Source organism: Hydrotalea sandarakina (assembly GCF_003254115.1).
GTDB classification, from domain to species: domain Bacteria; phylum Bacteroidota; class Bacteroidia; order Chitinophagales; family Chitinophagaceae; genus Hydrotalea; species Hydrotalea sandarakina.
Map to the genome: position 1 here is coordinate 45,414 of NZ_QKZV01000013.1, position 21,422 is coordinate 66,835.

Annotated in this window: 21 protein-coding genes and 2 rRNA genes; 11 read left to right on the plus strand and 12 right to left on the minus strand. The window is 37.4% G+C overall.

Annotated elements, in window-relative coordinates; all coding sequences use genetic code 11:
• Positions 1-17: 17 nt before the first annotated feature.
• Positions 18-926 carry a methylmalonyl Co-A mutase-associated GTPase MeaB gene (meaB, locus tag LX80_RS13875; RefSeq protein WP_245898070.1) on the minus strand — a complete coding sequence of 303 codons (909 nt, stop codon included), beginning with the start codon at positions 924-926 and terminating at the stop codon, positions 18-20.
• Positions 927-971: 45 nt separating this feature from the next.
• On the opposite strand from meaB, the gene LX80_RS13880 reads away from it, so the two are divergent.
• A complete protein-coding gene (locus LX80_RS13880; protein ID WP_146250544.1) occupies positions 972-2,177 on the plus strand; it encodes an O-antigen ligase family protein in 1,206 nt (401 codons plus the stop codon).
• Here LX80_RS13880 and LX80_RS13885 read toward each other — a convergent pair.
• On the minus strand, positions 2,159-3,031 hold the full coding sequence (locus LX80_RS13885; RefSeq protein ID WP_111297254.1) for a glycosyltransferase family protein: 873 nt from the start codon (positions 3,029-3,031) through the stop codon (positions 2,159-2,161). The two genes, LX80_RS13880 and LX80_RS13885, sit on opposite strands and share 19 nt — an antisense overlap.
• A 145-nt stretch (positions 3,032-3,176) precedes the next feature.
• Here LX80_RS13885 and LX80_RS13890 point away from each other — a divergent pair, with 145 nt between their 5' ends.
• From LX80_RS13890 to LX80_RS13905, 4 genes are read left to right on the plus strand one after another with little or no spacing between them, the layout of a single operon-like run.
• A complete protein-coding gene (locus LX80_RS13890; RefSeq protein WP_111297255.1) occupies positions 3,177-3,812 on the plus strand; it encodes an LON peptidase substrate-binding domain-containing protein in 636 nt (211 codons plus the stop codon).
• Between the two features lie 16 nt (positions 3,813-3,828).
• Positions 3,829-4,557 (plus strand): type III pantothenate kinase, encoded by a 729-nt coding sequence (locus LX80_RS13895; protein ID WP_111297256.1) that lies wholly within the window; start codon positions 3,829-3,831, stop codon positions 4,555-4,557.
• Between the two features lie 50 nt (positions 4,558-4,607).
• Entirely contained in the window at positions 4,608-5,186 is a 579-nt protein-coding gene (gene lptC / locus LX80_RS13900; protein WP_111297257.1) for an LPS export ABC transporter periplasmic protein LptC, read from the plus strand.
• A 30-nt stretch (positions 5,187-5,216) separates the two neighbouring features.
• A complete protein-coding gene (locus LX80_RS13905; protein ID WP_111297258.1) occupies positions 5,217-6,206 on the plus strand; it encodes a potassium channel beta subunit family protein in 990 nt (329 codons plus the stop codon).
• Positions 6,207-6,307: 101 nt separating this feature from the next.
• On the opposite strand, the gene LX80_RS13910 is transcribed toward LX80_RS13905, so the two are convergent.
• Positions 6,308-6,613 (minus strand): YtxH domain-containing protein, encoded by a 306-nt coding sequence (locus LX80_RS13910; RefSeq protein ID WP_111297259.1) that lies wholly within the window; start codon positions 6,611-6,613, stop codon positions 6,308-6,310.
• 227 nt (positions 6,614-6,840) lie between these two features.
• Here LX80_RS13910 and LX80_RS13915 point away from each other — a divergent pair, with 227 nt between their 5' ends.
• A complete protein-coding gene (locus LX80_RS13915; RefSeq protein ID WP_111297260.1) occupies positions 6,841-7,428 on the plus strand; it encodes an archaeosortase/exosortase family protein in 588 nt (195 codons plus the stop codon).
• Positions 7,429-7,497: 69 nt separating this feature from the next.
• Here LX80_RS13915 and LX80_RS13920 read toward each other — a convergent pair whose 3' ends face one another.
• From LX80_RS13920 to LX80_RS13950, 7 genes are all read right to left on the minus strand, one after another.
• Positions 7,498-8,385 carry a sugar phosphate isomerase/epimerase family protein gene (locus LX80_RS13920; RefSeq protein WP_111297261.1) on the minus strand — a complete coding sequence of 296 codons (888 nt, stop codon included), beginning with the start codon at positions 8,383-8,385 and terminating at the stop codon, positions 7,498-7,500.
• 64 nt (positions 8,386-8,449) lie between these two features.
• Positions 8,450-9,067, minus strand: a complete 618-nt coding sequence (locus LX80_RS13925; protein WP_111297262.1) for a gluconate 2-dehydrogenase subunit 3 family protein — start codon at positions 9,065-9,067, stop codon at positions 8,450-8,452.
• A gap of 18 nt (positions 9,068-9,085) precedes the next feature.
• Positions 9,086-10,807, minus strand: a complete 1,722-nt coding sequence (locus tag LX80_RS13930; RefSeq protein ID WP_111297263.1) for a GMC oxidoreductase — start codon at positions 10,805-10,807, stop codon at positions 9,086-9,088.
• Positions 10,808-10,897: 90 nt separating this feature from the next.
• The gene (locus tag LX80_RS13935; RefSeq protein ID WP_111297264.1) at positions 10,898-12,616 is read right to left on the minus strand and encodes a GMC oxidoreductase; all 1,719 of its coding nucleotides are present in this window, start codon (positions 12,614-12,616) and stop codon (positions 10,898-10,900) included.
• 24 nt (positions 12,617-12,640) lie between these two features.
• On the minus strand, positions 12,641-14,320 hold the full coding sequence (locus LX80_RS13940; RefSeq protein WP_111297265.1) for a GMC oxidoreductase: 1,680 nt from the start codon (positions 14,318-14,320) through the stop codon (positions 12,641-12,643).
• Between the two features lie 73 nt (positions 14,321-14,393).
• Positions 14,394-15,281, minus strand: coding sequence for a hydroxypyruvate isomerase family protein (locus LX80_RS13945; RefSeq protein WP_211307783.1), 888 nt, complete (start codon positions 15,279-15,281; stop codon positions 14,394-14,396).
• 21 nt (positions 15,282-15,302) lie between these two features.
• Positions 15,303-16,589, minus strand: a complete 1,287-nt coding sequence (locus LX80_RS13950) for an MFS transporter (RefSeq protein ID WP_111297267.1) — start codon at positions 16,587-16,589, stop codon at positions 15,303-15,305.
• A gap of 288 nt (positions 16,590-16,877) precedes the next feature.
• Here LX80_RS13950 and LX80_RS13955 point away from each other — a divergent pair, with 288 nt between their 5' ends.
• The 5 genes from LX80_RS13955 (at position 16,878) to LX80_RS13975 (ending at position 21,003) form a co-directional block, all read left to right on the plus strand.
• The gene (locus LX80_RS13955; protein WP_111297268.1) at positions 16,878-18,044 is read left to right on the plus strand and encodes a Gfo/Idh/MocA family protein; all 1,167 of its coding nucleotides are present in this window, start codon (positions 16,878-16,880) and stop codon (positions 18,042-18,044) included.
• Between the two features lie 90 nt (positions 18,045-18,134).
• Positions 18,135-19,190, plus strand: coding sequence for a sugar phosphate isomerase/epimerase family protein (locus LX80_RS13960; protein ID WP_111297269.1), 1,056 nt, complete (start codon positions 18,135-18,137; stop codon positions 19,188-19,190).
• Positions 19,191-19,224: 34 nt separating this feature from the next.
• Positions 19,225-19,650 carry a c-type cytochrome gene (locus tag LX80_RS13965; RefSeq protein ID WP_111297270.1) on the plus strand — a complete coding sequence of 142 codons (426 nt, stop codon included), beginning with the start codon at positions 19,225-19,227 and terminating at the stop codon, positions 19,648-19,650.
• 71 nt (positions 19,651-19,721) lie between these two features.
• A complete protein-coding gene (locus LX80_RS13970; RefSeq protein ID WP_111297271.1) occupies positions 19,722-20,465 on the plus strand; it encodes a 3-keto-disaccharide hydrolase in 744 nt (247 codons plus the stop codon).
• An 88-nt stretch (positions 20,466-20,553) separates the two neighbouring features.
• Positions 20,554-21,003, plus strand: coding sequence for a nucleoside deaminase (locus LX80_RS13975; RefSeq protein ID WP_111297272.1), 450 nt, complete (start codon positions 20,554-20,556; stop codon positions 21,001-21,003).
• 120 nt (positions 21,004-21,123) lie between these two features.
• Here LX80_RS13975 and rrf read toward each other — a convergent pair.
• Positions 21,124-21,237: ribosomal RNA gene (rrf, locus tag LX80_RS13980) — 5S ribosomal RNA — on the minus strand.
• A 46-nt stretch (positions 21,238-21,283) separates the two neighbouring features.
• Positions 21,284-21,422: ribosomal RNA gene (locus LX80_RS13985) — 23S ribosomal RNA — on the minus strand; the annotation flags it as partial.

Genomic DNA, 21,422 nt, shown 5'->3' on the forward strand with positions numbered 1-21,422 from the left:
ACAACACCATTACATATTTAAGACATATCCAGTTCATTTATCCACTTATACAAATTAAACTCCGGCTTCAACATCTCAGTTACCAGCATGGCTTTCAATGCTGAATAATTAAACCTTTTCATGCATTTTTCTTGCAATAAACTGTAAGCTTTATTTGCAAGCATTACAACATTATACTCGGGTTTAAGTGTTAAAGCCGTATGCGTTTCAATTGCCTGCAGCATTGCTTCAATGCCCTTATTTTGAGTGGCTACAGTTGCAATAATAGGCACTTCCCAAACATTATTGTGCATTAGCTGCCGTAACATTTGTTGTAAATTATTAATACATTGTTCTGCCCCCGGCATATCACTTTTGTTGACCACAAAAACATGTGCTATTTCCATTAACCCCGCTTTCATGTACTGAATGGAATCACCTATTTCAGGAGCTAATACAACAATGGTTGTTGCAGCTATTGTTGCTATGTCAATTTCATTTTGCCCAACACCAACGGTTTCAATAATAATATCCGTAAAACCTGCAGCTTTTAGCACATCGGTAATTTCATAAGTTTTGGGATGCAAACCACCCATATGCCCTCGTGTGGCTAAGGAACGAATAAAAACATTTTTGTGGGTGTACCATTGGCTCATCCGTATTCTATCGCCCAACAATGCCCCATTATGAAATGGCGATGAAGGATCAACACATAAAACGGCTACTTTCCTTTCTGTGGCTAATAATGCGCCTATCAATGCATCTGTCAGTGTGCTTTTGCCTACGCCTGGTGGACCGGTAATACCTATTATGCGGGCGCTTGTATCGTAAGCCATCATTTGCATGAACAACTCATAGCCTGAAATTTCATTTTCTATCAGTGTTATTGCACGGGCAAGTGACTTTGTATTTCCGCTTTGTATATCTTTCAGCAAATTTTGCCACATAACCATTCATTATTCTACCTAAAATTAAACCATAAGGGTAATGACATGACCAAAAACAAAGAAAAATATCATTTACCACAAGTGTTCAGTTTTTCAGGCAACAAACTGATTGTTTTGTTGATGGTAATGCTTTTAGGCTTGCTATTCAGCAGGGCATTACTATCTATTAGTACGCTTGTATGGCTTATAGTGATATTGATTTCATGGCGTAAATACAATTTTTTTAGAAATGACAATCATTTGTTGTATTGGTCAATTGTACCGCTAATACTATTTCTAACAGGTGCCTGGCAATTACCCTTTCAAAAAGACACATATGATTTTTTGCTAACATTGTGCAGCTACCCTATTGCTTTTTTTTCAGTAACAATGCTCAAAAACCAAAAAAATATTTCTATAATAAATCAAATATGGGTTATTGTTGCAATAGCCGGCTGCATATATCCCATTAGTTGGTTTATTACACATATACAAGCAAGCATTACCAGATATGGCAGCGGACAAACATTACCAGTGTTGATGGATAATGACCATATTCGTTACAGCATATTTTTATGCAGCGCTCTTGTAATGCTATTATTCCATAACCCATTTTCTTTAAGGTTTCGATGGATTTTGATTGGCTTATTACTTTTACTCATTCTATTTTTATCAGTTCGTACTGCCTGGATTATACTTATTATTTGTTTGCTGTTTATTCCTTTTACAAAATCAATACCTCAGCGAAAATGGATTACCGTTGGTATAATACTTTTAGGTTTTTGCAGTTATATTTTTTTCCCTACCGTACAAAAAAAAATTGCTTATAGTTTTTATGAATGGCAGCAATTTAATCCGTTGGTTTTTAACAGTAATTATTCAGATGGTGCAAGACGCAATATGAATACCATTGCTTTAGAAGCTATTCAAGAAAAACAATACAATGTAGGTTGGGCGGGTGTTGCACCAACCATGCAACAAATTGGCCGAACTTATTTTTCGCAACAAAATTTAAAGTTCGGGTGGCCATTCAACCAATGGTTATTTTGGTTAATAGGCAGTGGATGGATAGGCGTAATTGCTTGGAGTATTTGGTTATTGTATCCCATTTTTTGGGCTTGGCAACAAAAACAAACAGGTGTTGCTGTTTGGAGTATTGCCATTACCGCATCGTGCCTGGTTGAATGTAATTTAAATTACCAGTTTGGCGTTTTTTTACATGCGTGGCCATTGGCATTAATGTCGATTTTGCCTCAGCGCAGCAGTTTATAATTTCTAAAATCAAAAGGACGAATGCCGGTTAATTTTTCAAAATAATACAGCAATCGGTCTTTAAATGAAAATCTTTTTTTGTTTACATCTAACTCTATCTGCCAATTTTTTGCAGCAATGCGTTTTTGCATTACAGCAGGATGGGTTCCGGTAAATTTTTGAACAGAATCGTATTCATCAAAATTATACACCTGCTCCGGCGAATTGGCTATGGCTTGAATAGCAGCATGGTTCCAATAAGCGGCCATATTTTTATTTTTACGCATCATTTGTTCCGGACTTTTCACCCATCCATAATGATATATAAAGGCATTTGCAGGCTTTACCCATAATTTTCTATTGCCTACTCTAAACCCTTGTGCATCTTTGTAAGCAGCAATTTTTTTATCATTTCGAATAATGCGCACTTCATGGTCGTACCAAGTTCTACTATCACCCACATAATCATAAGTGGCATAAAAATGTAGGTATTGAAACAATAAACCTTCTACTTTAATATTGTATTGATGTTCTTTACAAGCTGCTAGTATAGCTGCATGGTATTTTTCATGAACGCATTCATCGGCTTGTATATAAAAAGCCCAAGTACTTTCCGGATCAATTAACTGAAATGCTTTATTGGTTTCGTCGGCTAAAACTACCCCACCCGATTGCAAAGTTTTATCCCAAACGGAACGATGAATTTTTATTTTAGCATCACCAATTGATTCTACCAGTTCCAATGTTCCATCATCACAATCGCCCACCAATACAATCATTTCATCTACCACAGGCAATATAGAAGTAATTGCCTCTACAATGGGATAATCGTTAATCACTGCATTTTTGATAATCGTAAATCCGGAAATTTTCATGTATATAAGAATATAAATTTGTTTTATTCAAACAGGTGGCTGTTGATTGCACTTAAAATTATTAACACAAAGAAACTGAAAAAAAACCGTAAGCCTTACTTTTACATAGAATTGATAAAATACTGCACATTAGAATTACTTACAAATGACCAATTTTATACCCATATTTCCATTAAGTTTAATTGTTTACCCCGATGAAGTGGTAAACCTGCATATTTTTGAGCCTCGCTATAAACAACTTATCACTACTTGTTATGCAGAAAGCAAGCCATTTGGCATACCTGCTGTTTTACAAAACAAATTAACAGATTTTGGCACATTGGTAGAAATTAAAGAAATAGTGCGCATACATGACAATGGCAATATGGATATAGTTGTGAAAGGAACTTCGGTATTTAAAATATTGGAAGTAATTAATGAACTACCTGATAAATTATATAGTGGCGCCATTGTGAATTATCCTGCCAATGAAATGCAACCAATGTATGCATACTTAAAGCCAATATTACAACAAATTAGAGATTTGTTTCACCTTCTAAAAGTAGAAAAACAATTCAAAAAGCCGGACGAAACACTGTTAAGTTATGATGTTGCCCACCATGTAGGATTAAATCAGGAACAAGAATTAAGCTTACTGGGCTTTTATAAAGAACTAGAACGAATAGAATTTTTAAGAAGGCATTTAGCCCAGGTATTACCTTTATTACACAGCATGGATGAATTAAAAGAAAAAATAAAATTAAACGGTCATTTTAAATCTTTGAAAGGCTTTAATTTATAACTACAAAAAAATACAAATGCCCACAACACTTTGTTTAGACTTTGGAAATACTCGTTTAAAAGGTGTCATTTTTAGTAATACAGACATTGTTGAGGTTTTTACCTTAACCAATGACAGCCCATCAACTATTGAACCCATTCTTAATCAATTTAAGCCTACACACTGCATTCTATCATCAGTTATACACCACAATGAAGCGTTACCAGAATTTTTAAGCAAGCATACACGCTTTCATTTGCTTAGTCATGAAAGCAAATTACCTATTTCCACGCCTATTGGTAAGCCTTCAACTATTGGCGCTGACAGATTGGCTATTTGCAGTGCTGCGGTAAGTTTATTCCCAACACAACACAATTTGGCCATAGGCCTGGGTTCATGCATTACTTACAATTATGTTAATCCTTTTCACGAATTTTTAGGCGGCGCTATTTCGCCCGGCATGAATATGCGCTTTAGAGCCATGCATGAACATACTGCCAAACTTCCTTTAGTACAAGCCGATACAAACTTTCCCCTAATTGGCTATGATACCAAAACAAATTTGCAAAGTGGTGTATTAGTAGGTATGGCCAAAGAAATTGATGGCATTATAGAAGCGTATAAAGAAAAATTTTCAGATTTAAAAGTAAGTATAACCGGTGGCGATATGCATTTTTTTAAAACCTACCTAAAAAATGAAATTTATACTGATGAACATTTATTATTTAAAGGTTTGTTATACATTAACCAATTAAACAACCCCTAGTTGTCATTGCCAAATTGTAATTTTGCAATAGCAATAGACAGAAAAATAACATGCTATCAATAAGAAAAATATTATTCATTTTGTTAATGGGCTTAATTGCTGTTGGCTGTGAAAACGATATTCATGAAGTACAAAATTTAGGGAAAAGAAAAATGGGAGTTGAAGAAGGTACGGGTATTGTTAGCCAATTCAGCCAAGGCGGGCACATCAAAGCCATATTAAGAGCACCTTATATGTTACGCTATCAATTAGACACGGTAAAAATTGAATTCCCTAAAACTTTACATGTTGACTTTTATGACAGCACCCCTAAAATTGACAGCCGCTTATTTGCTCGTTATGGCTCTTATTTAGAAAATGAAAATAAAGTATTATTACGCGATAGTGTAATTGTTTTCAACATAAAGGGTGATACGTTATTTACGAACGAATTGTATTGGGACCAAGCAAAAGGCACTTATTATACCGATAAGCCGGTTGTTATTAGCCAAACCAATCCTATTCGTCAAAAATTATATGGAACAGGGTTTTCCTCCAATCAGGATCTTACCAACATTAAAGTGTTTAAAGTAGGTTTCGGCAATGGGGGTCAGTCAAGTTTTTTAAATGTTCCTGATAGTTCATTATAACATTTTTGTTTAACCATAAAACCTTTTTGTATGGAATACAGGAAAATGGGTCGTACCGGCTTACAACTCAGTGCTCTCAGCTTTGGAAGTTGGGTAACCTTCCATAAACAAATTAATGATGGCATTGCTGATGAATTAATGGGCATTGCTTATGATAATGGCATTAATTTTTTTGACAATGCTGAAGCTTACGCTTTAGGCGAAAGTGAAAAAATGATGGGACGTGTTTTGAAATCCAAAGGTTGGGACCGTACCTCTTATGTATTGTCATCTAAAGCCTATTTTGGATGGCGGGGTAAAAACAATAAACCCAATCAAACCGGTTTAAGCAGAAAACATTTAACGGAAGCATGCCATGAAGCACTACAGCGATTACAAACAGATTATTTAGATCTTTATTTTTGCCATCGCCCTGACAAATCTACTCCCATTGAAGAAGTTGTTCTTACCATGAACACTTTAATCAATCAAGGCAAAATTTTATATTGGGGTACCAGTGAATGGAGTGGTGTTGAAATAATGGAAGCTCATCGAATTGCCCGTGATTACAGAATAATTGGTCCTTCTGTTGAACAGCCACAATACAATCTTTTTGAAAGAAACAAATTAGAAAACGAATACTTAGAAATATTTAAAAATGTTGGAATGGGTACCACAATATGGAGCCCGTTAGCTTCCGGTTTATTAACCGGAAAATACAATAATGGCATACCCGAAGATAGCCGTTTAAGCATTGAAGGCTTTGAATGGTTAAAAGACAGAATACTGGTATCAGACAAAATTGAAAAAGCAAAACAGCTTACCGCATTAGCGCAAACTTTAGGCATATCTGTTGCCGCTTTAAGTATTGCATGGGTGTTAAAAAATCCAAATGTTACAACCGCCATATTAGGGGCTACAAAAACTCAGCAACTAAATGATAATTTAAAAGCACTGGATGTTTTGCCCATGCTTAACCACGAAATAATGGATAAGATTGAAGGCATAGTAAACAATAAACCACACTTAGCTGAATTTTAAAATTCTATGAATATTTATTTAAATAGACAGAGGCTGCGTCATATAGCGATGCAGCCTCTTTTTATTAACAGATTGTTCCTTCCATAAACAATCCAATATACTTAACTCATATGCATATCTTCTGTCATTTTATGATACGACTTTTTGCTGGCTTCTACCAACTTTAAAATTCTTTCCCGAACATCATCGCGCATACCACCGGTTTCATTTTCAATAATGGTTTTCAATTCATCTAATTCACTGTTAGCCTGGCCACGCATTGCTCGTATTTTTCGTTTAATATCTTCTGCCGTATCAGCAATTTTTTTTCTTGTTTCACTACCTTTTGCAGGAGCGGTTAATAAACCTATGACTACGCCTGCAGCTACTCCTGACAATATGCCGATTAATAATTTTTGTGTACTCATAGCTTTGTATTTTTAGTTGTGAATAATCATTTTTTAAAGCAAGTACAAGGTAAATACATATTGTTTTAAAGCAATGTTAAGCCCATTAGAAACGATATTTTTTAACAATACAAACGGGTAGTATTTAACAGAATTTCATACCTGAGAATGATTTGCCATAATATTAAAAAATCAACAGAAATTATATTTTGAAGCAAGAGTAAGTAATTGAACGTATTTTTGAAAATATGTTACCCATAACGCAAAAAAATAGTACAACTATCTCCCTTTTATCATTTTCCGTTTGGAAGTATGCACTTATTTTTTTGGGATGGTTTATTGTTTTTTACTGGGGTACAAAAATTATATGGGGTTTAACCACACCCTATCACTTATATGTTCCATTCATTGACCATTATTTCAATTACATAGCTTTTAACAGAGATATTGTACTTGCCGGAAGCAGAAAAATATTGGAATCATACGGCTATTACATATACAGTCCGCAGCCTGATATACTAACCATTAGCGGCGAATATGGTATTATTTTAAATTATTCTTGTTTAGGATTTGCCGTAATGAGTTTTTGGTTGGCTTTTGTTATTACACACCATGGCAAATGGTGGTTTAAAGCAGTTTGGGCTGTTTTAGGCATAGCCATTATTATAGCTTGCAACATAGCACGTGTATGCCTTGTACTTATTTCAGGATTAGAAAAATGGCAACTGCCCTTTGGCCTTGATCACCATACCTGGTTTAACATTGTAACTTATTTAGCAATTTTACTTTTGGCGTTATTGTATAATAACATAGTTAATCGGAAATTTCAATCTTAATCTTAAATATTTACAAAAAAAAGCGGAGATGCTTGTAACACCTCCGCTAAAAAAATATTCAATAATAAATTAAGCAAATTTAAACGCTTTCATATATGCAGCATCTGCTTTAGCACTTTCCAAAGGAGTGGTTCCGGTAAATGCTTCTTGCTCTACAATATAATACTTCATGCCATTATCTTTTGCTGTTTTTAAAATGGCGGGATAATCAATAATACCTTTTCCTAATATGCATGATTCATGTCCGCCATTTGCCGTTTTAGTTAAATCTTTTACATGGCAAAGTTTAAATCTGTGACTATATTTTCTTAACCATTCTTGCGGGTTTTCACCGGCTGCTACTACCCAGTAAATATCCATTTCAAAATCAACCAAATTAGGATCAGTATCATTCATCATCACAACCTGTGGAACTTGACCATCAATAGGTTTAAAAGAATAATCGTGATTGTGATACGCAAAGCGGATACCGTTCTTTTTACAAATTTCACCGCATTTATTAAACTGTTCTGCAAATTTCTTAAACGCATCAATATCTTTTTGAGGACCTTTGTAAGGACATATTAAATAGTCCATCCCAATCTCGGCAGCCTGTGCAGCCTTTTGTTCAAAATTGGTATTAATGTCGCAATGCGATGAAATAATTTTAGTACCAATACTATCACAATATTTTTTAAATTCCTTATTGGTCATTCCCCAAAACATACCCATCTTTCCTTCAAAGCTTTCTAACTGCTTATATCCGAAGGAAGCAACTGCCTTCAAGGTTTGCTTAGGGTCTTTGGCCATATCTTCCTTAACTGTCCATAATTGTAAGCCGAATTTTTGTAAATCGCCTGCAGCATTATTTTCAGCCATTTCATTTAAAATATTTGTGGCCATTTTTTTCACAGGTGCAGCCATTGCCAAGGCAGATAAGCCACCCATTTTTAAAAAAGTTCTACGATTAGTTGACATGATGAGGTTGTATTTTAAAATGAATGAAGGTATTTATATACATTAACAACATAAAAACGGACTATTAAGTAGCCCATGCTTTATCACCTTTTTTATAAGGCATACAACCATCATAATGGCCGGGTACTGCCACATAACGCAATGCTTGTGTAGCACCGGGTTTAGAAGTAAAATAACCCAATAAGGTTAATTGTTTCATCATGGTAAAATAATGGTTGGGCGATAATGCAATGGTTTTATTGCGTTCTTTTGCTGCTTCAGCTTGTAATTTGGCTTCTTTTTCGTTTTTTTCTTTCTGATAGGCTTTGGCCTCTGCATCAATTTTTTCTAACAGTTCAGTGCGCTGTTGAGGTGTTGCTTGCATAAAGCCTATACCGTAAGCTTTTTTACTGGCTTCATTCAATTCTTTAATACCTTTCATAAAAGCCTGCTGATCGGGCTCGGTATAACAATCGGTAACCATTATTTTCATAAAGTTACCAATGCCGGCAGCTTTAGCACCCGGCGATGAAGTAGTAGGTATAATGGTTTCACCTACTTCGTCTAAAAATGCAATATCATCGGGTGTAAAAGCCACAGTACCCGATTTTTCATTTTTACAACCGGTTAGTAAAAACTCGCCTCCAATAAGCACACCGCCGGTAGCCAGTGCAACCATTTTTAAAAGCTCTCTTCTATCCATAGTTTGTATTTTAAGTATTTAAATGTTATTTTTTTTCAATTGTTCAACTGCATAGTTAGCTGCTCGGGCTGTAATAGCCATATAAGTTAACGATGGATTTTGTGTACTGGTACTAACCATACAAGCACCATCGGTAACAAACACGTTTTTGCAGTGATGCATTTGGTTCCACTCGTTCAACAATGCTTTCTTAGCATCTTTCCCCATTCTTACACCACCCATTTCATGAATATCTAAACCGGGTGCTTGATGAGAATCATGTGTTTGAATGTTTGTACAACCGGCAGCTGCCAACATTTCACTGCCTTGTGTTAAAAAGTCTTTTAATAATTTTTCATCATTCTCATCGTAATCAACGGCAGTAATTAATTGCGGTATACCCCACTCATCTTTTTCTGTAGTACTCAAACGCACATGATTGGTTTCTTTGGGAATGGTTTCACCTTGCATCATCATACTTACATACCAATTTCCGGGTTCAGTCATGGCTTCTTTAAATTCAGCACCAATACCATTAGCAGCAGCCCTTCCTCTTCCGGCACTATAGTGTACCATATACCCCCTTAAAAAATCTGTTTCTTGTTTATAAACATTTCTAAAATTCGGCATCATAGCTTGTGTTGGTCTTCGGCCATAATAATATTTGTCAAGTGGTCCATCAAAAGCCGCCGAAACATGCCCGCGATAATTATGAAAAGCAATGTATTTTCCCAACAAGCCACTATCGTTACCCAACCCATTGGGAAACCGATTAGAAACAGAATTCAATAAAATTAAATTGGTATTTAAAGTTGATGCATTCACAAAAATTATTTTGGCGTAGTACTCAACAGTTTCTTTTGTTATAGCATTAATTACCCTAACGCCGGTAGCTTTCTGTAGCTTATCATCATAAATAATTGAATGTACCACACTGTTGGGCATTAAGGTAAGGTTACCGGTTTTCTCTGCCCACGGTAAGGTACTTGCGTTTGAACTGAAGTAGCCGCCAAAAGGACATCCACGTTCACAAAGGCTACGAGCCTGACACTGATTTCTACCTTGTTCAATATGTATAGGATTTGGTTTGGTAAGATGCGCACATCGCCCTTGTACCACAAATCGGTCTTTATATTTTTGCATTATGCGTTGCTGAATTGTTTTTTCAGCACAATTCAATTCCCATGGTGGTAAAAACTCACCATCGGGTAAAGTTTCCAAGCCATCTTTATTTCCACTAATACCCACAAATTTTTCAACATGCGAATACCATGGCGCCAACTCATTGTAGGTGAATGGCCAAGGTATAGCAAATCCATCGCGCTCAGGGCCCTCAAAATCAAAACGGCTCCAACGCTGTGTTTGCCTTGCCCATAACAAACTTTTACCGCCTACCTGGTAACCTCTTATCCAATCAAAAGGTTTTTCCTGCACATAAGGGTGTTCAACATCTTTCACAAAAAAATGATTAGTGGCCTCACCAAATGCATAACAACGAGCCACTACAGGATTCTCGGTTACTACTTTCAAAGGCATTCTTCCACGATGTGGAAAATCCCATGGATTTAACGTTGCAGTTGGATAATCTTTAATGTGTACAACATCTCTACCGCGTTCCAACAAAAGCGTTTTTAATCCCTTTTCGGTTAATTCTTTCGCAGCCCATCCGCCACTAATACCCGAGCCAATTACAATAGCATCGTAAGTGTTTTGCACTTTGGCTTTAGTATTTAAATGTATGTTAGTATTATCCTGTGGCATATTTATTTTTTTACTAACGTACAGTACTTTGTGCAACTTCTGTTGTGTCACTCACTTGTACGTTCATATCATTATTCAACAATAAGGTTATTAAATATTATTCTTCTTCAATTCACTTACAGCATAATCTGCAGCCCTTGCAGTAAACGCCATATAGGTTAATGATGGGTTTACGCAGGAAGATGACACCATAAAGGAACCATCTGTAACAAATACATTTTTAGCATCCCAAACCTGATTGTATTTGTTTAATACAGAGGTTTTAGGATCATTACCCATGCGTGCAGTGCCCATTTCATGAATACCATGCCCCATTGCATGACCGCTATCCCAAGTGGTTACATTTGTAGCGCCAACAGCAGTTAACATGGCAGCCATTTCCTGAACCATATCTTTACGCATGGCTTTTTCATTTTCCTTAATTTCTGCATCCATTGCTAAAACAGGTAAACCCCATTTGTCTTTCACTTGCTTATCAAGCGTAATTTTATTTTCATGATAAGGCAATATTTCACCAAAACCGGTAGCGCCTATTGTCCATTGTCCGGGTTCAGTCAATGCTTCCTTAAAGGCTGCGCCAATATGTAATTCTGCTATATTTCTACTCCAACCTTCTCTGCTTGCACTGCCCTGATAGCCAAATCCACGTAAGTAATTCCGCTTGTCATTGTACAAGTTAGCAAATCTGGGAATATAAAATCCGGTGGGGCGGCGACCGCCATCATAATAAATATCTTCAAAGCCCGGTATTACCCCTGATGCACCACAATTGTAATGATGATCCATAATATTATGCCCCAATTCGCCACTGCTGCTTCCCAAGCCATCGGGCCAAATATCAGTAGCAGAATTCATTAGCACCCAAGCTGAGTTTAGGGCTGAGGCATTTAAAAAAATTATTTTTGCCTGATAAGTATAGGTTTGATTATTCTCTGCATCTAATACTTCTACACCGGTTGCTCTTTGTTTGTCTTTATCGTATAAAATTTTAGTAACAATACTAAAAGGCCTAACCGTTAGTTTGCCGGTTGCCATTGCTGCAGGTAAAGTACTGGACTGGGTACTAAAATAACCGCCAAATGGACAACCTTCCCAACACCTGTTTCTAAATTGGCAATTGGTACGGCTTTGAATAGGCTTTGTAATATTTGCTACCCTACCAATAAACAAATGACGTTGATTGTTATACTGCTTTTTTATACGAGCAGCTACTTCTTTTTCAACACAATTTAAAGGGATAGGCGGTAAATACTGGCCATCGGGCAAATGGGGTAAGCCTTCCAACGATCCACTAATACCCGCAAACTTTTCAACATAATCATACCAGGGTGCAATTTCTTTGTATCGTACCGGCCAGTCAATGGCAATACCATCTTTGGCATTGGCTTCAAAATCAAAATCGCTCCAACGATAGCTTTGACGTCCCCATAGCAATGAGCGCCCGCCTACTTGATAAGAACGCCACCAAGTAAAAGGCTTTATTTCAACATAAGGACAATCTTGTTCATTTGTCCAATAATCCATTACGGCTTCATTAGCTGCCCATCCACGATGTATAACGGGATAGGCCTTACGTTGTGCTTCTGTTGTTTTGCCCCGATGCGGAAAATCCCAGGGATTCCATTGGGCTGTTTTATAATCCTTAATATGCTCAATATTTCGGCCACGTTCCAACATCAGTGTTTTTAACCCCTTTTCGGTTAATTCTTTTGCAGCCCATCCGCCACTAATACCCGAGCCAATTACAATTGCATCGTAAGTATTGGCAGCAGTAGCTTTGTTATTAATATTGGGTTCGTTGCCGGGCATATTAATTTTGCAATTAAAGCTGGTTTAAATATTTCCTTTTTTCAATTCATCTACCGCATAATTTGCAGCTCGTGCTGTAAAGGCCATATATGTTAATGAAGGATTTACACATGAAGCTGAAACCATGAATGAACCATCTGTTACAAATACATTTTTAGCATCCCAAACTTGGTTGTATTTATTTAAAACTGAAGTTTTGGGGTCGTTACCCATGCGTGCAGTACCCATTTCATGAATACCACGGCCGGGAGTGCCATCACCGTCCCATCCTTGCACATTTTTAACTCCGGCAGCTTCCAACATTTCAACAGCATCATTTAGCATATCTTTTCGCATCTTTAATTCATTTTCTTTCAATTCACAGTCGATAGCTAAAACAGGTAATCCCCACTTGTCTTTACGATTTTTATCAAGGGTAACTTTATTTTCATGGTAAGGCAAAATTTCGCCAAATCCACCTATACCCATAGTCCATGTTCCGGGTTCAGTTAAAGCTTCTTTAAATGCTGCACCAATACTTAATTCCGGAATATTGCGGCTCCAGCCTTCACGGCTTCCGCCACCTTGATAACCAAAGCCACGAAGATAGTCGCGCTTATCGCCAAATAAATTTCGGTAACGCGGTATATAAATGCCATTGGCCCTTCTGCCATAAATGTATTTATCTTCATAGCCATCTACAATACCTGAAGCACCTACCCCTAAGTGATGGTCCATTAAATTATGTCCCAATTCTCCGCTGCTACTGCCTAATCCATCGGGCCATATATCAGTAGCCGAGTTCATTAATACCCAGGCACTATTTAAAGTAGAAGCGTTTAAGAATATAATTTTGGATTTGTATTCATATGTTTGATTGTTTTGCGCATCAAGCACTTCAACACCTGTTGCCTTTTTAGTATCCTTATCGTACAAAATTTTAGTAACAATACTCCATGGCCTTAAAGTTAAATTACCTGTTTTTTGAGCGGCAGGTAATGTAGCAGATTGCGTACTGAAGTAAGCGCCAAATGGGCATCCCAACCAACATTTATTTCTGTATTGGCAATTGGTACGTCCTTCGTGCGGTACGGTAATATTGGCTGTACGTCCAATAATCATGTTACGGGCACCTTTGTAATGGTCTTTAATTCGTGCTGCCACATCTTTTTCTACACAAGTCATTTCCATAGGTGGCATAAATTGGCCATCGGGTAGTTGCGGCAAGCCATCACGGTTACCACTAATGCCGGCAAACTTTTCTACATAATCATACCAAGGTGCAATTTCTTTGTATCGTACCGGCCAGTCAATGGCAATACCATCTTTAGCGTTCGCTTCAAAATCAAAATCGCTCCAACGATAACTTTGGCGACCCCATAACAAAGAGCGTCCACCAACGTGGTAGCCCCTAAACCAATCAAAACGTTTAATTTCAGTGTATGGCGATTCTTGTTCATTCACCCACCAATCAACATTAAATTCATTCAATACATAATCGCGCTTTAAAACAGGATGATCTTTGATCATTTGTTGGGTAGGTCTGCCTCTATGAGGAAATTCCCAAGGATCTTTATTGGCATTTACGTAATCTTTAATGTGCTCAATGTTTTGGCCACGCTCTAACATTAACACTTTTAAACCTTTTTCGGTTAACTCTTTCGCAGCCCATCCGCCGCTAATTCCCGAACCAATTACAATTGCATCAAAATAATTATCTGCCATAATCGCTGTTCAATTAAAATGTTATAAATTTATATTATTCGTTTTTTATTTTTTTCTTTTCCTACTCAAAAAATTAAACATCACAAATAGCAATTGCTTTTTTAAGTGATTCAATTTTATTGTTACCGGTGGGTATAAATTCCTGAGCAACGAAATCATTAAATCCGGTGGCTACAATTGCTTTCATAATAGCCGGATAATACAGTTCCTGAGTTTCATCAATTTCATGACGCCCGGGAACACCACCGGTATGGTAATGACCAATGTAGGGATGGTATTGTTGTATGGTTCTTATAACATCACCTTCGTCAATTTGCATATGATAAATATCATATAATAATTTAAAATTAGGCGACCCCAGTCGTTTACAAAGTTCAACACCCCAAGCCGTATGGTCACACATATAATCTTTATGATCCACTTTGCTATTCAGCAATTCCATTACCAGTGTAACATTATTTTTTTCAGCAAGCCCAATAATTTGTTGCAATCCTTTTACACAATTATTCCAGCCGGTTTCATTATCCATGCCTCTTCGGCTGCCACTAAAACAAATTAAATTTTTGTAACCGGCTTTGGCTACTAATTCAATATGTTCCTTATAACGTGGAATGAGTGCGGCATGAAAACGGGCATCAGCCCATCCATCGGTTAGGTTTAATTCAGCACCATTACACATGGATGAAGTGAGGCCATATTTTTTTAATGTTGCCCAATCGGCAGGGCCTACCAAATCAATGCCTTTTATACCAATTTGTTGTGCAGTATGGCACAACTCATCTAATGGTAAGTATTGATAAGTCCACCTGCAAACCGCATGATTAATATTGCCCTTTAAAGCAGAGGACATAATAACGTCCGGTTTTTCATATTTCAAATGAAGCAATAAGGGCGCCGCAGCAACTGTTGCTGTTCCGGTAAATAAAGTTTGAATGGCTTTTCGTCTGTTATACATCATCATTCATTAATCAATACATCAACATTATGCCATTGATACCATACGTTTTTTTTGGCTTCTTTTATAAAAGAATAAAGCTGCAAATGCTACAATTAAAATAACGGGAATGGTAAAAGTGGCATTGATAATTTCGGGGCCGGCTAATTTTTTGGCTTCATTTAATTGATTAGCCAAATCACTGCCGGGTGAGGCCTCCATGAAAGCCTTAATATCAATTTTTGAAGGTAAATGTGTAGCCAATAAATTATCGTAATAGCTACCCATAAACATCATGTAAACAGAAACGGCAAACATACCTGCACCACCCATTAAATTAAGGCCAACAGCACCGGTTTCTGGCAAATTTTCAGAAACAAAACCTAACATAGTAGGCCAGAAATAACATACACCTAATCCAAATATTAATGCCCCGAAAAACAATAAATTACCTGTTGTATGACCTAGTATATATAAACCGATTGCAGAAAAAACTGCAGAGAAAAACAACACACCGGCAGGTGATAAACGATGCACCACCGGGCCCGCAAAACCTCGGCCCACAACCATTACACCGGTTTCAATAGTTAGTAAAAGAAGCGCATTATCACTTACGTTTTTCAACAACACATCAATCCATTGTCCGGTAAATAATTCTGTAATGGCAGTTCCGAACATTAAAATAATCATAATAATAAATAATGGATTGAGCAATGAACGATACATTTTGGCTGTGCTTACACCTTTGGCCACACGTTCAGTTACAGGAAAAGATAATTTGCTAAAAAGATAACCGTACAACAAGGTAGGTATAATCATTAAGCCCACCTGAATTTGCCAACCTATGCCAATTTTATCTAACAAAAACACCAATAAAGTGCCTATTACAATACCGCCGGGAAACCACAAGTGGAAGTGATTAAGCTTGGTGGTTTTATTTTCGGGATATAATGAGGTAATAAGTGGATTACAGGCAGCTTCAACGGTACCATTGGCTAATCCGATTAATAAAGTTGAAATGAATAAAGCCAGGTATGGACTACTAAACTTACCGGCATATATGGTTAAAATAATTCCCGCCAAATGAAATACAAACGCAATAATTAAAAGCCGCTTCATGCCAATGATATCCACTACAAACCCACCAAAAATAATAGCCAGGGGGAAACCCCAAAATGCAGTAGCAGCAATGGCTCCCAGCTCTGCCTTATTCAGCTGAAACTGCGTGCCCAATGCATCTAAAATTCCGGCACGGATACCAAAAGAAAGTGAAGTAACCAATAAGGCCAAACAACTGGCAACAAATAATTTGTTTTTTTGAATGTTTGCTTGCATAATCAATCGTTAGAAAATAGGTTTGAAACTTAAATGTAGAAGTTATTTTCAAAACAGCCACAATTAGTAAGAATTTTGATAAAAATCAATTCCTTTTTTAACGCTTTGTAAACCTGCAGAATTATACTGCACAAAGCTTACATTTGATGACATGGTTTTATACAAACTCATTCAAATAATTTGTAAGCATGGCGAATGAAACAACTACACTTTGTTTAAAAAAACTATTTATTAGCCGCTTTCAAATTTTTTGAGGCTTTGGTTTGATTACTAAAAATTGTTTTAATTATGAAAAGAAAACTACGCATGGGTATGATTGGCGGTGGGAAAGATGCTTTTATAGGAGCTATACATCGCATAGCCGCTAACATGGATGGTTTAATTGAATTAAGTTGCGGTGCATTAAGCATACACCCTGAAACAGCAAAAATTTCAGGTGAAATGTTATTTTTACCAAAAGACAGAACCTACTTTAGTTACGAAGAAATGCTGAAGGCTGAAAGCCAATTGCCTGCCGATAAACGAATTGATTTTGTTACCATAGTTACACCCAATTTTGCGCACTTTGCACCTGCTATGATGGCACTTGATTTGGGTTTTCATGTTGTTGTTGAAAAACCCATGACTTTTTCATTAGAAGAAGCGAAACTATTACGAGAAAAAGTAAAACTAACGGGTAAGCATTTGTGTTTAACACATACTTATTCAGGCTATCCAATGGTTAAGCAAGCACGTGCATTAATTAAAGCACAGGCTTTGGGAAAAATCAGAAAAGTTTGGGTTGAATATCCTCAGGGTTGGTTAAGTAAATTATCGGAGCGTGAAGGGAATGCTCAGGCTGCATGGCGCACTGATCCTAAAAAAAGTGGCAAAAGCGGTGCCATGGGCGATATTGGTACCCATGCTGCACACTTGGCTGAATATATTTCCGGGTTAAAAATAACCCATTTGTGTGCCGATTTAAATATTATGGTAGAAGGCAGAGCGTTGGATGATGACGGCAATGTATTATTGAAATTCGACAATGGCGCTACCGGTGTTTTAATGGCATCGCAAGTGGCGGCCGGTGAAGAAAATGCATTAAAAATTAGAATTTATGGTGAAAAGGGCGGTATTGAATGGGCACAGCAAGAACCGAATACGCTACTTTTAAAATGGTTAGATGCGCCCACACAAATTTTGAGAGCCGGAAGCAATTATGGCCAGTTGCTTTCAACATTTGCTACCCATAATTGCCGTACACCCGGTGGCCATCCGGAAGGTTATTTGGAAGCCTTTGGCAACATTTACCGAAATTTTGCACAAACACTTATGGCCGAAATGAATGGCGAACAACCTACCGAAGAAATGCTCGATTTTCCATCGGTAGATGAAGGCGTGAGGGGAATGGCTTTTATTGACAGTGTTGTTGCTTCGGCACATACAACAGAAAAATGGACGCCATTTACGGCATAGCATTGACGAATAGTATTACAGAACGTACAAGTGTGCGACGCAACCACAGCCTTATGCTTGTACTTTTGCTGATTTCATAAATTAATTACCATGCAAACAATTAAAGGTCCCGGCATATTTTTAGCGCAATTCATGGGTAATGAAGCGCCATTTAACAGCCTTTCAAGCATATGTGAATGGGCTGCATCACTGGGTTATAAAGGCATTCAAATACCAACTTGGGATAGCCGATGTATTAATTTGCAACTGGCAGCAGAAAGTAAAACATATGCCGATGAAATAAAAGGGCTGGTGAATAGTTTTGGTTTGGCAATCACCGAATTATCAACCCATTTACAAGGGCAACTAATGGCGGTGCATCCGGCCTATGATGCGTTGTTTGATAGTTTTGCACCTAAAGAAGTGCATGGAAATGCAACAGCCCGCACAGCTTGGGCAGCACAGCAATTACGTTATGCAGCTAAAGCTTCACAAAACTTGGGTTTAAATGCGCATGCTACTTTTAGCGGCGCCTTGGCTTGGCCAATGATGTATCCTTGGCCGCAACGACCGACCGGATTAGTGGAAACCGCATTTACAGAAATGGCTAACCGTTGGTTACCTATTTTACGATATTTTGACGAGTGTGATGTAGATGTTTGTTATGAAATTCATCCGGGAGAAGATTTGCACGATGGCGTTAGCTATGAAATGTTTTTAGATGCGGTAGAGCAACATCGTCGCGCTTGTTTATTGTACGATCCCTCACACTTACTTTTACAATGTTTAGATTACCTTACTTACATTGATTATTACCATGAGCGCATTAAAGCATTTCATGTAAAAGATGCAGAATTTAATCCCACCGGTAAACAAGGCGTATATGGAGGTTTTCAAAGTTGGGTAAATCGTGCCGGACGTTTCCGTTCTTTGGGCGATGGCCAGGTAGATTTTAAATCGATATTCAGCAAATTGGCTACTTACGATTACAAAGGTTGGGCTGTTTTGGAATGGGAGTGTTGCATTAAAAGTGCCGAACAGGGCGCTAAAGAAGGTGCCCCCTTTATACAACAACATATTATTCCGGTAACACAGAAAGCTTTCGATGACTTTGCAGGTACCGGTGCTTCAGAAGATTTTAACCGGGCAATACTGGGATTAAAATAACTTTGTAAAATTATTTCAACAAACTTGTTTTTTTATGAAAAAAATTTCTATTGTGTTAAGCATGGCATTATTGGCATATGCCTGCGGCAACAGTAACCAAAGCAGTAATGATCAAAATGCCGCAGCAGCAAATTCCGGCTCTACTACCGAAGCAGCAGCTCCTGCACCTGCAACCGCTTCAAATGATTTATCGGACAATCCTGATTATAAAAAAGGTTTGGCTTTAATAGCCAAAAACGATTGCTTAACCTGCCATAAGGTTGACGAAAAATTAATTGGTCCCGCATACCGTGATGTTGCTAACAAATACACTGACAAGGATATACCAATGTTAGCAGCTAAAATTATTAAAGGCGGTTCAGGCGTTTGGGGACAAGTACCCATGACACCTCACCCCAATTTATCGGTAGCCGATGCTGAACAAATGGTGAAGTACATTTTGCTACTGAAAAAATCATAATATAACACCTTAAGCTGCGGAAAAGGAAATGTGCAGGAAAAATTAGCTTTTTCAAACTAAAAACAATAACCATGGTTCGTAAAAAAATTTTCATTACAACATTGGGAATATTGGCACTGTATATTTCCTTTTCATTTACCTACATTACACCTGCTTCCATTGCAAATATTAAAGCCCAACAAAAAGGATGGATATCGTTATTTGATGGTAAAACCTTTAATGGGTGGCATAGTTACGGAAAAACAACGGTTGGAAAAGCCTGGACAATTCAGGATGGCGCTATTTATTTACATGCTGCCAACAAAAAAAATTATCAAACCGATGGTGGCGGTGATATCATTACCAATGAATCATTTAAAAATTTCCATTTCAAAGTTGATTGGAAAATTTCAAAAGGTGGTAACAGTGGTATTTTGTTTTTTGTACAAGACAATCCCACACAATACCATGAAACCTGGAATACCGGTATGGAAATGCAAGTTTTAGATAATGATGGGCATCCTGATGGTAAAATTCATAAACACCGTGCCGGCGATTTGTACGACTTAATTGCCTGCAGCAAAGAAACCGTAAAGCCTGTTGGCGAATGGAATACAGCCGAAATTATTGCCGACCATGGCAAGCTGGAATTTATTTTAAATGGAACGGTGGTAGTAAAAACAACTATGTGGGATGATAACTGGAAAAATATGATTGCCCACAGTAAATTTAAGGATATGCCCGGTTTTGGCATGTTTCAGGAAGGGCACATAGCTTTACAAGATCATGGGAATGATGTTTGGTATAAAAATATTCAAATAAAATTGTTACCCTAAAATCATTGGGGTTAGATAAATTTTATGGGGGGGATTCTTGTCTAAGAATCCTTTTTTATTTTCACCGCACCTTTTTCAATTTTATAGTATGGATGTTTTAAAAGATGATACCTATTTTATGCGCAAGGCCTTAGAACAGGCCGAATTGGCTTTTGAGGCAGATGAAGTGCCTGTGGGAGCCATTATTGTACAAAACGATGAAATTATTGCTCGTGCCTATAATCAAGTAGAATTATTGAAAGATGCCACAGCCCACGCAGAAATTATAGCCTTAACCACCGCATTTGCAGCAATGGGTGCCAAATATTTACCCGATGCTACTTTATATGTAACCCTAGAACCCTGTTTAATGTGTGCGGGTGCTTTATATTGGAGCAAGATTGGGCGAATTGTATATGGTGCCTCGGATGAAAAGAATGGTTACAGCCGATATGGGTTAGAACAATATCCATTTCACCCTAAAACTATACTTACCAAAGGAGTTTTAGCAGATGAAGCTGCTTTTTTAATGAAGTCATTTTTTAAAAGTAAACGATAAGAGGAAGGATGTAGGGCAGCCAAAAATACCCTGTGTTCGAAGAAAAGCTGGGACAGTAAGGGTTTAATGAATATTCCATTAAATAAAAAAGCCTTCTTGCAGAACAAGAAGGCTGGATAAATACGGCAGCTACCTACTCTCCCAGGGACAAGGCCCAAGTACCATCGGCCATGAGGGGCTTAACTTCTCTGTTCGGAATGGGAAGAGGTGAACACCCTCGGTATAACCACCATAAATTCTTCAATAAGGTAACATATTGGGAAGTGGTTTGTAATAAATAAAAAATAAAGCTTACGGGTAATTAGTACTACTCGACTTTGCTGTTACCAGCTTTACATCTGTAGCCTATCAACGTCATCGTCTCTGACGACCCTTAAAAGTAAACTCATCTTGTGGAAGGTTTCACGCTTAGATGCTTT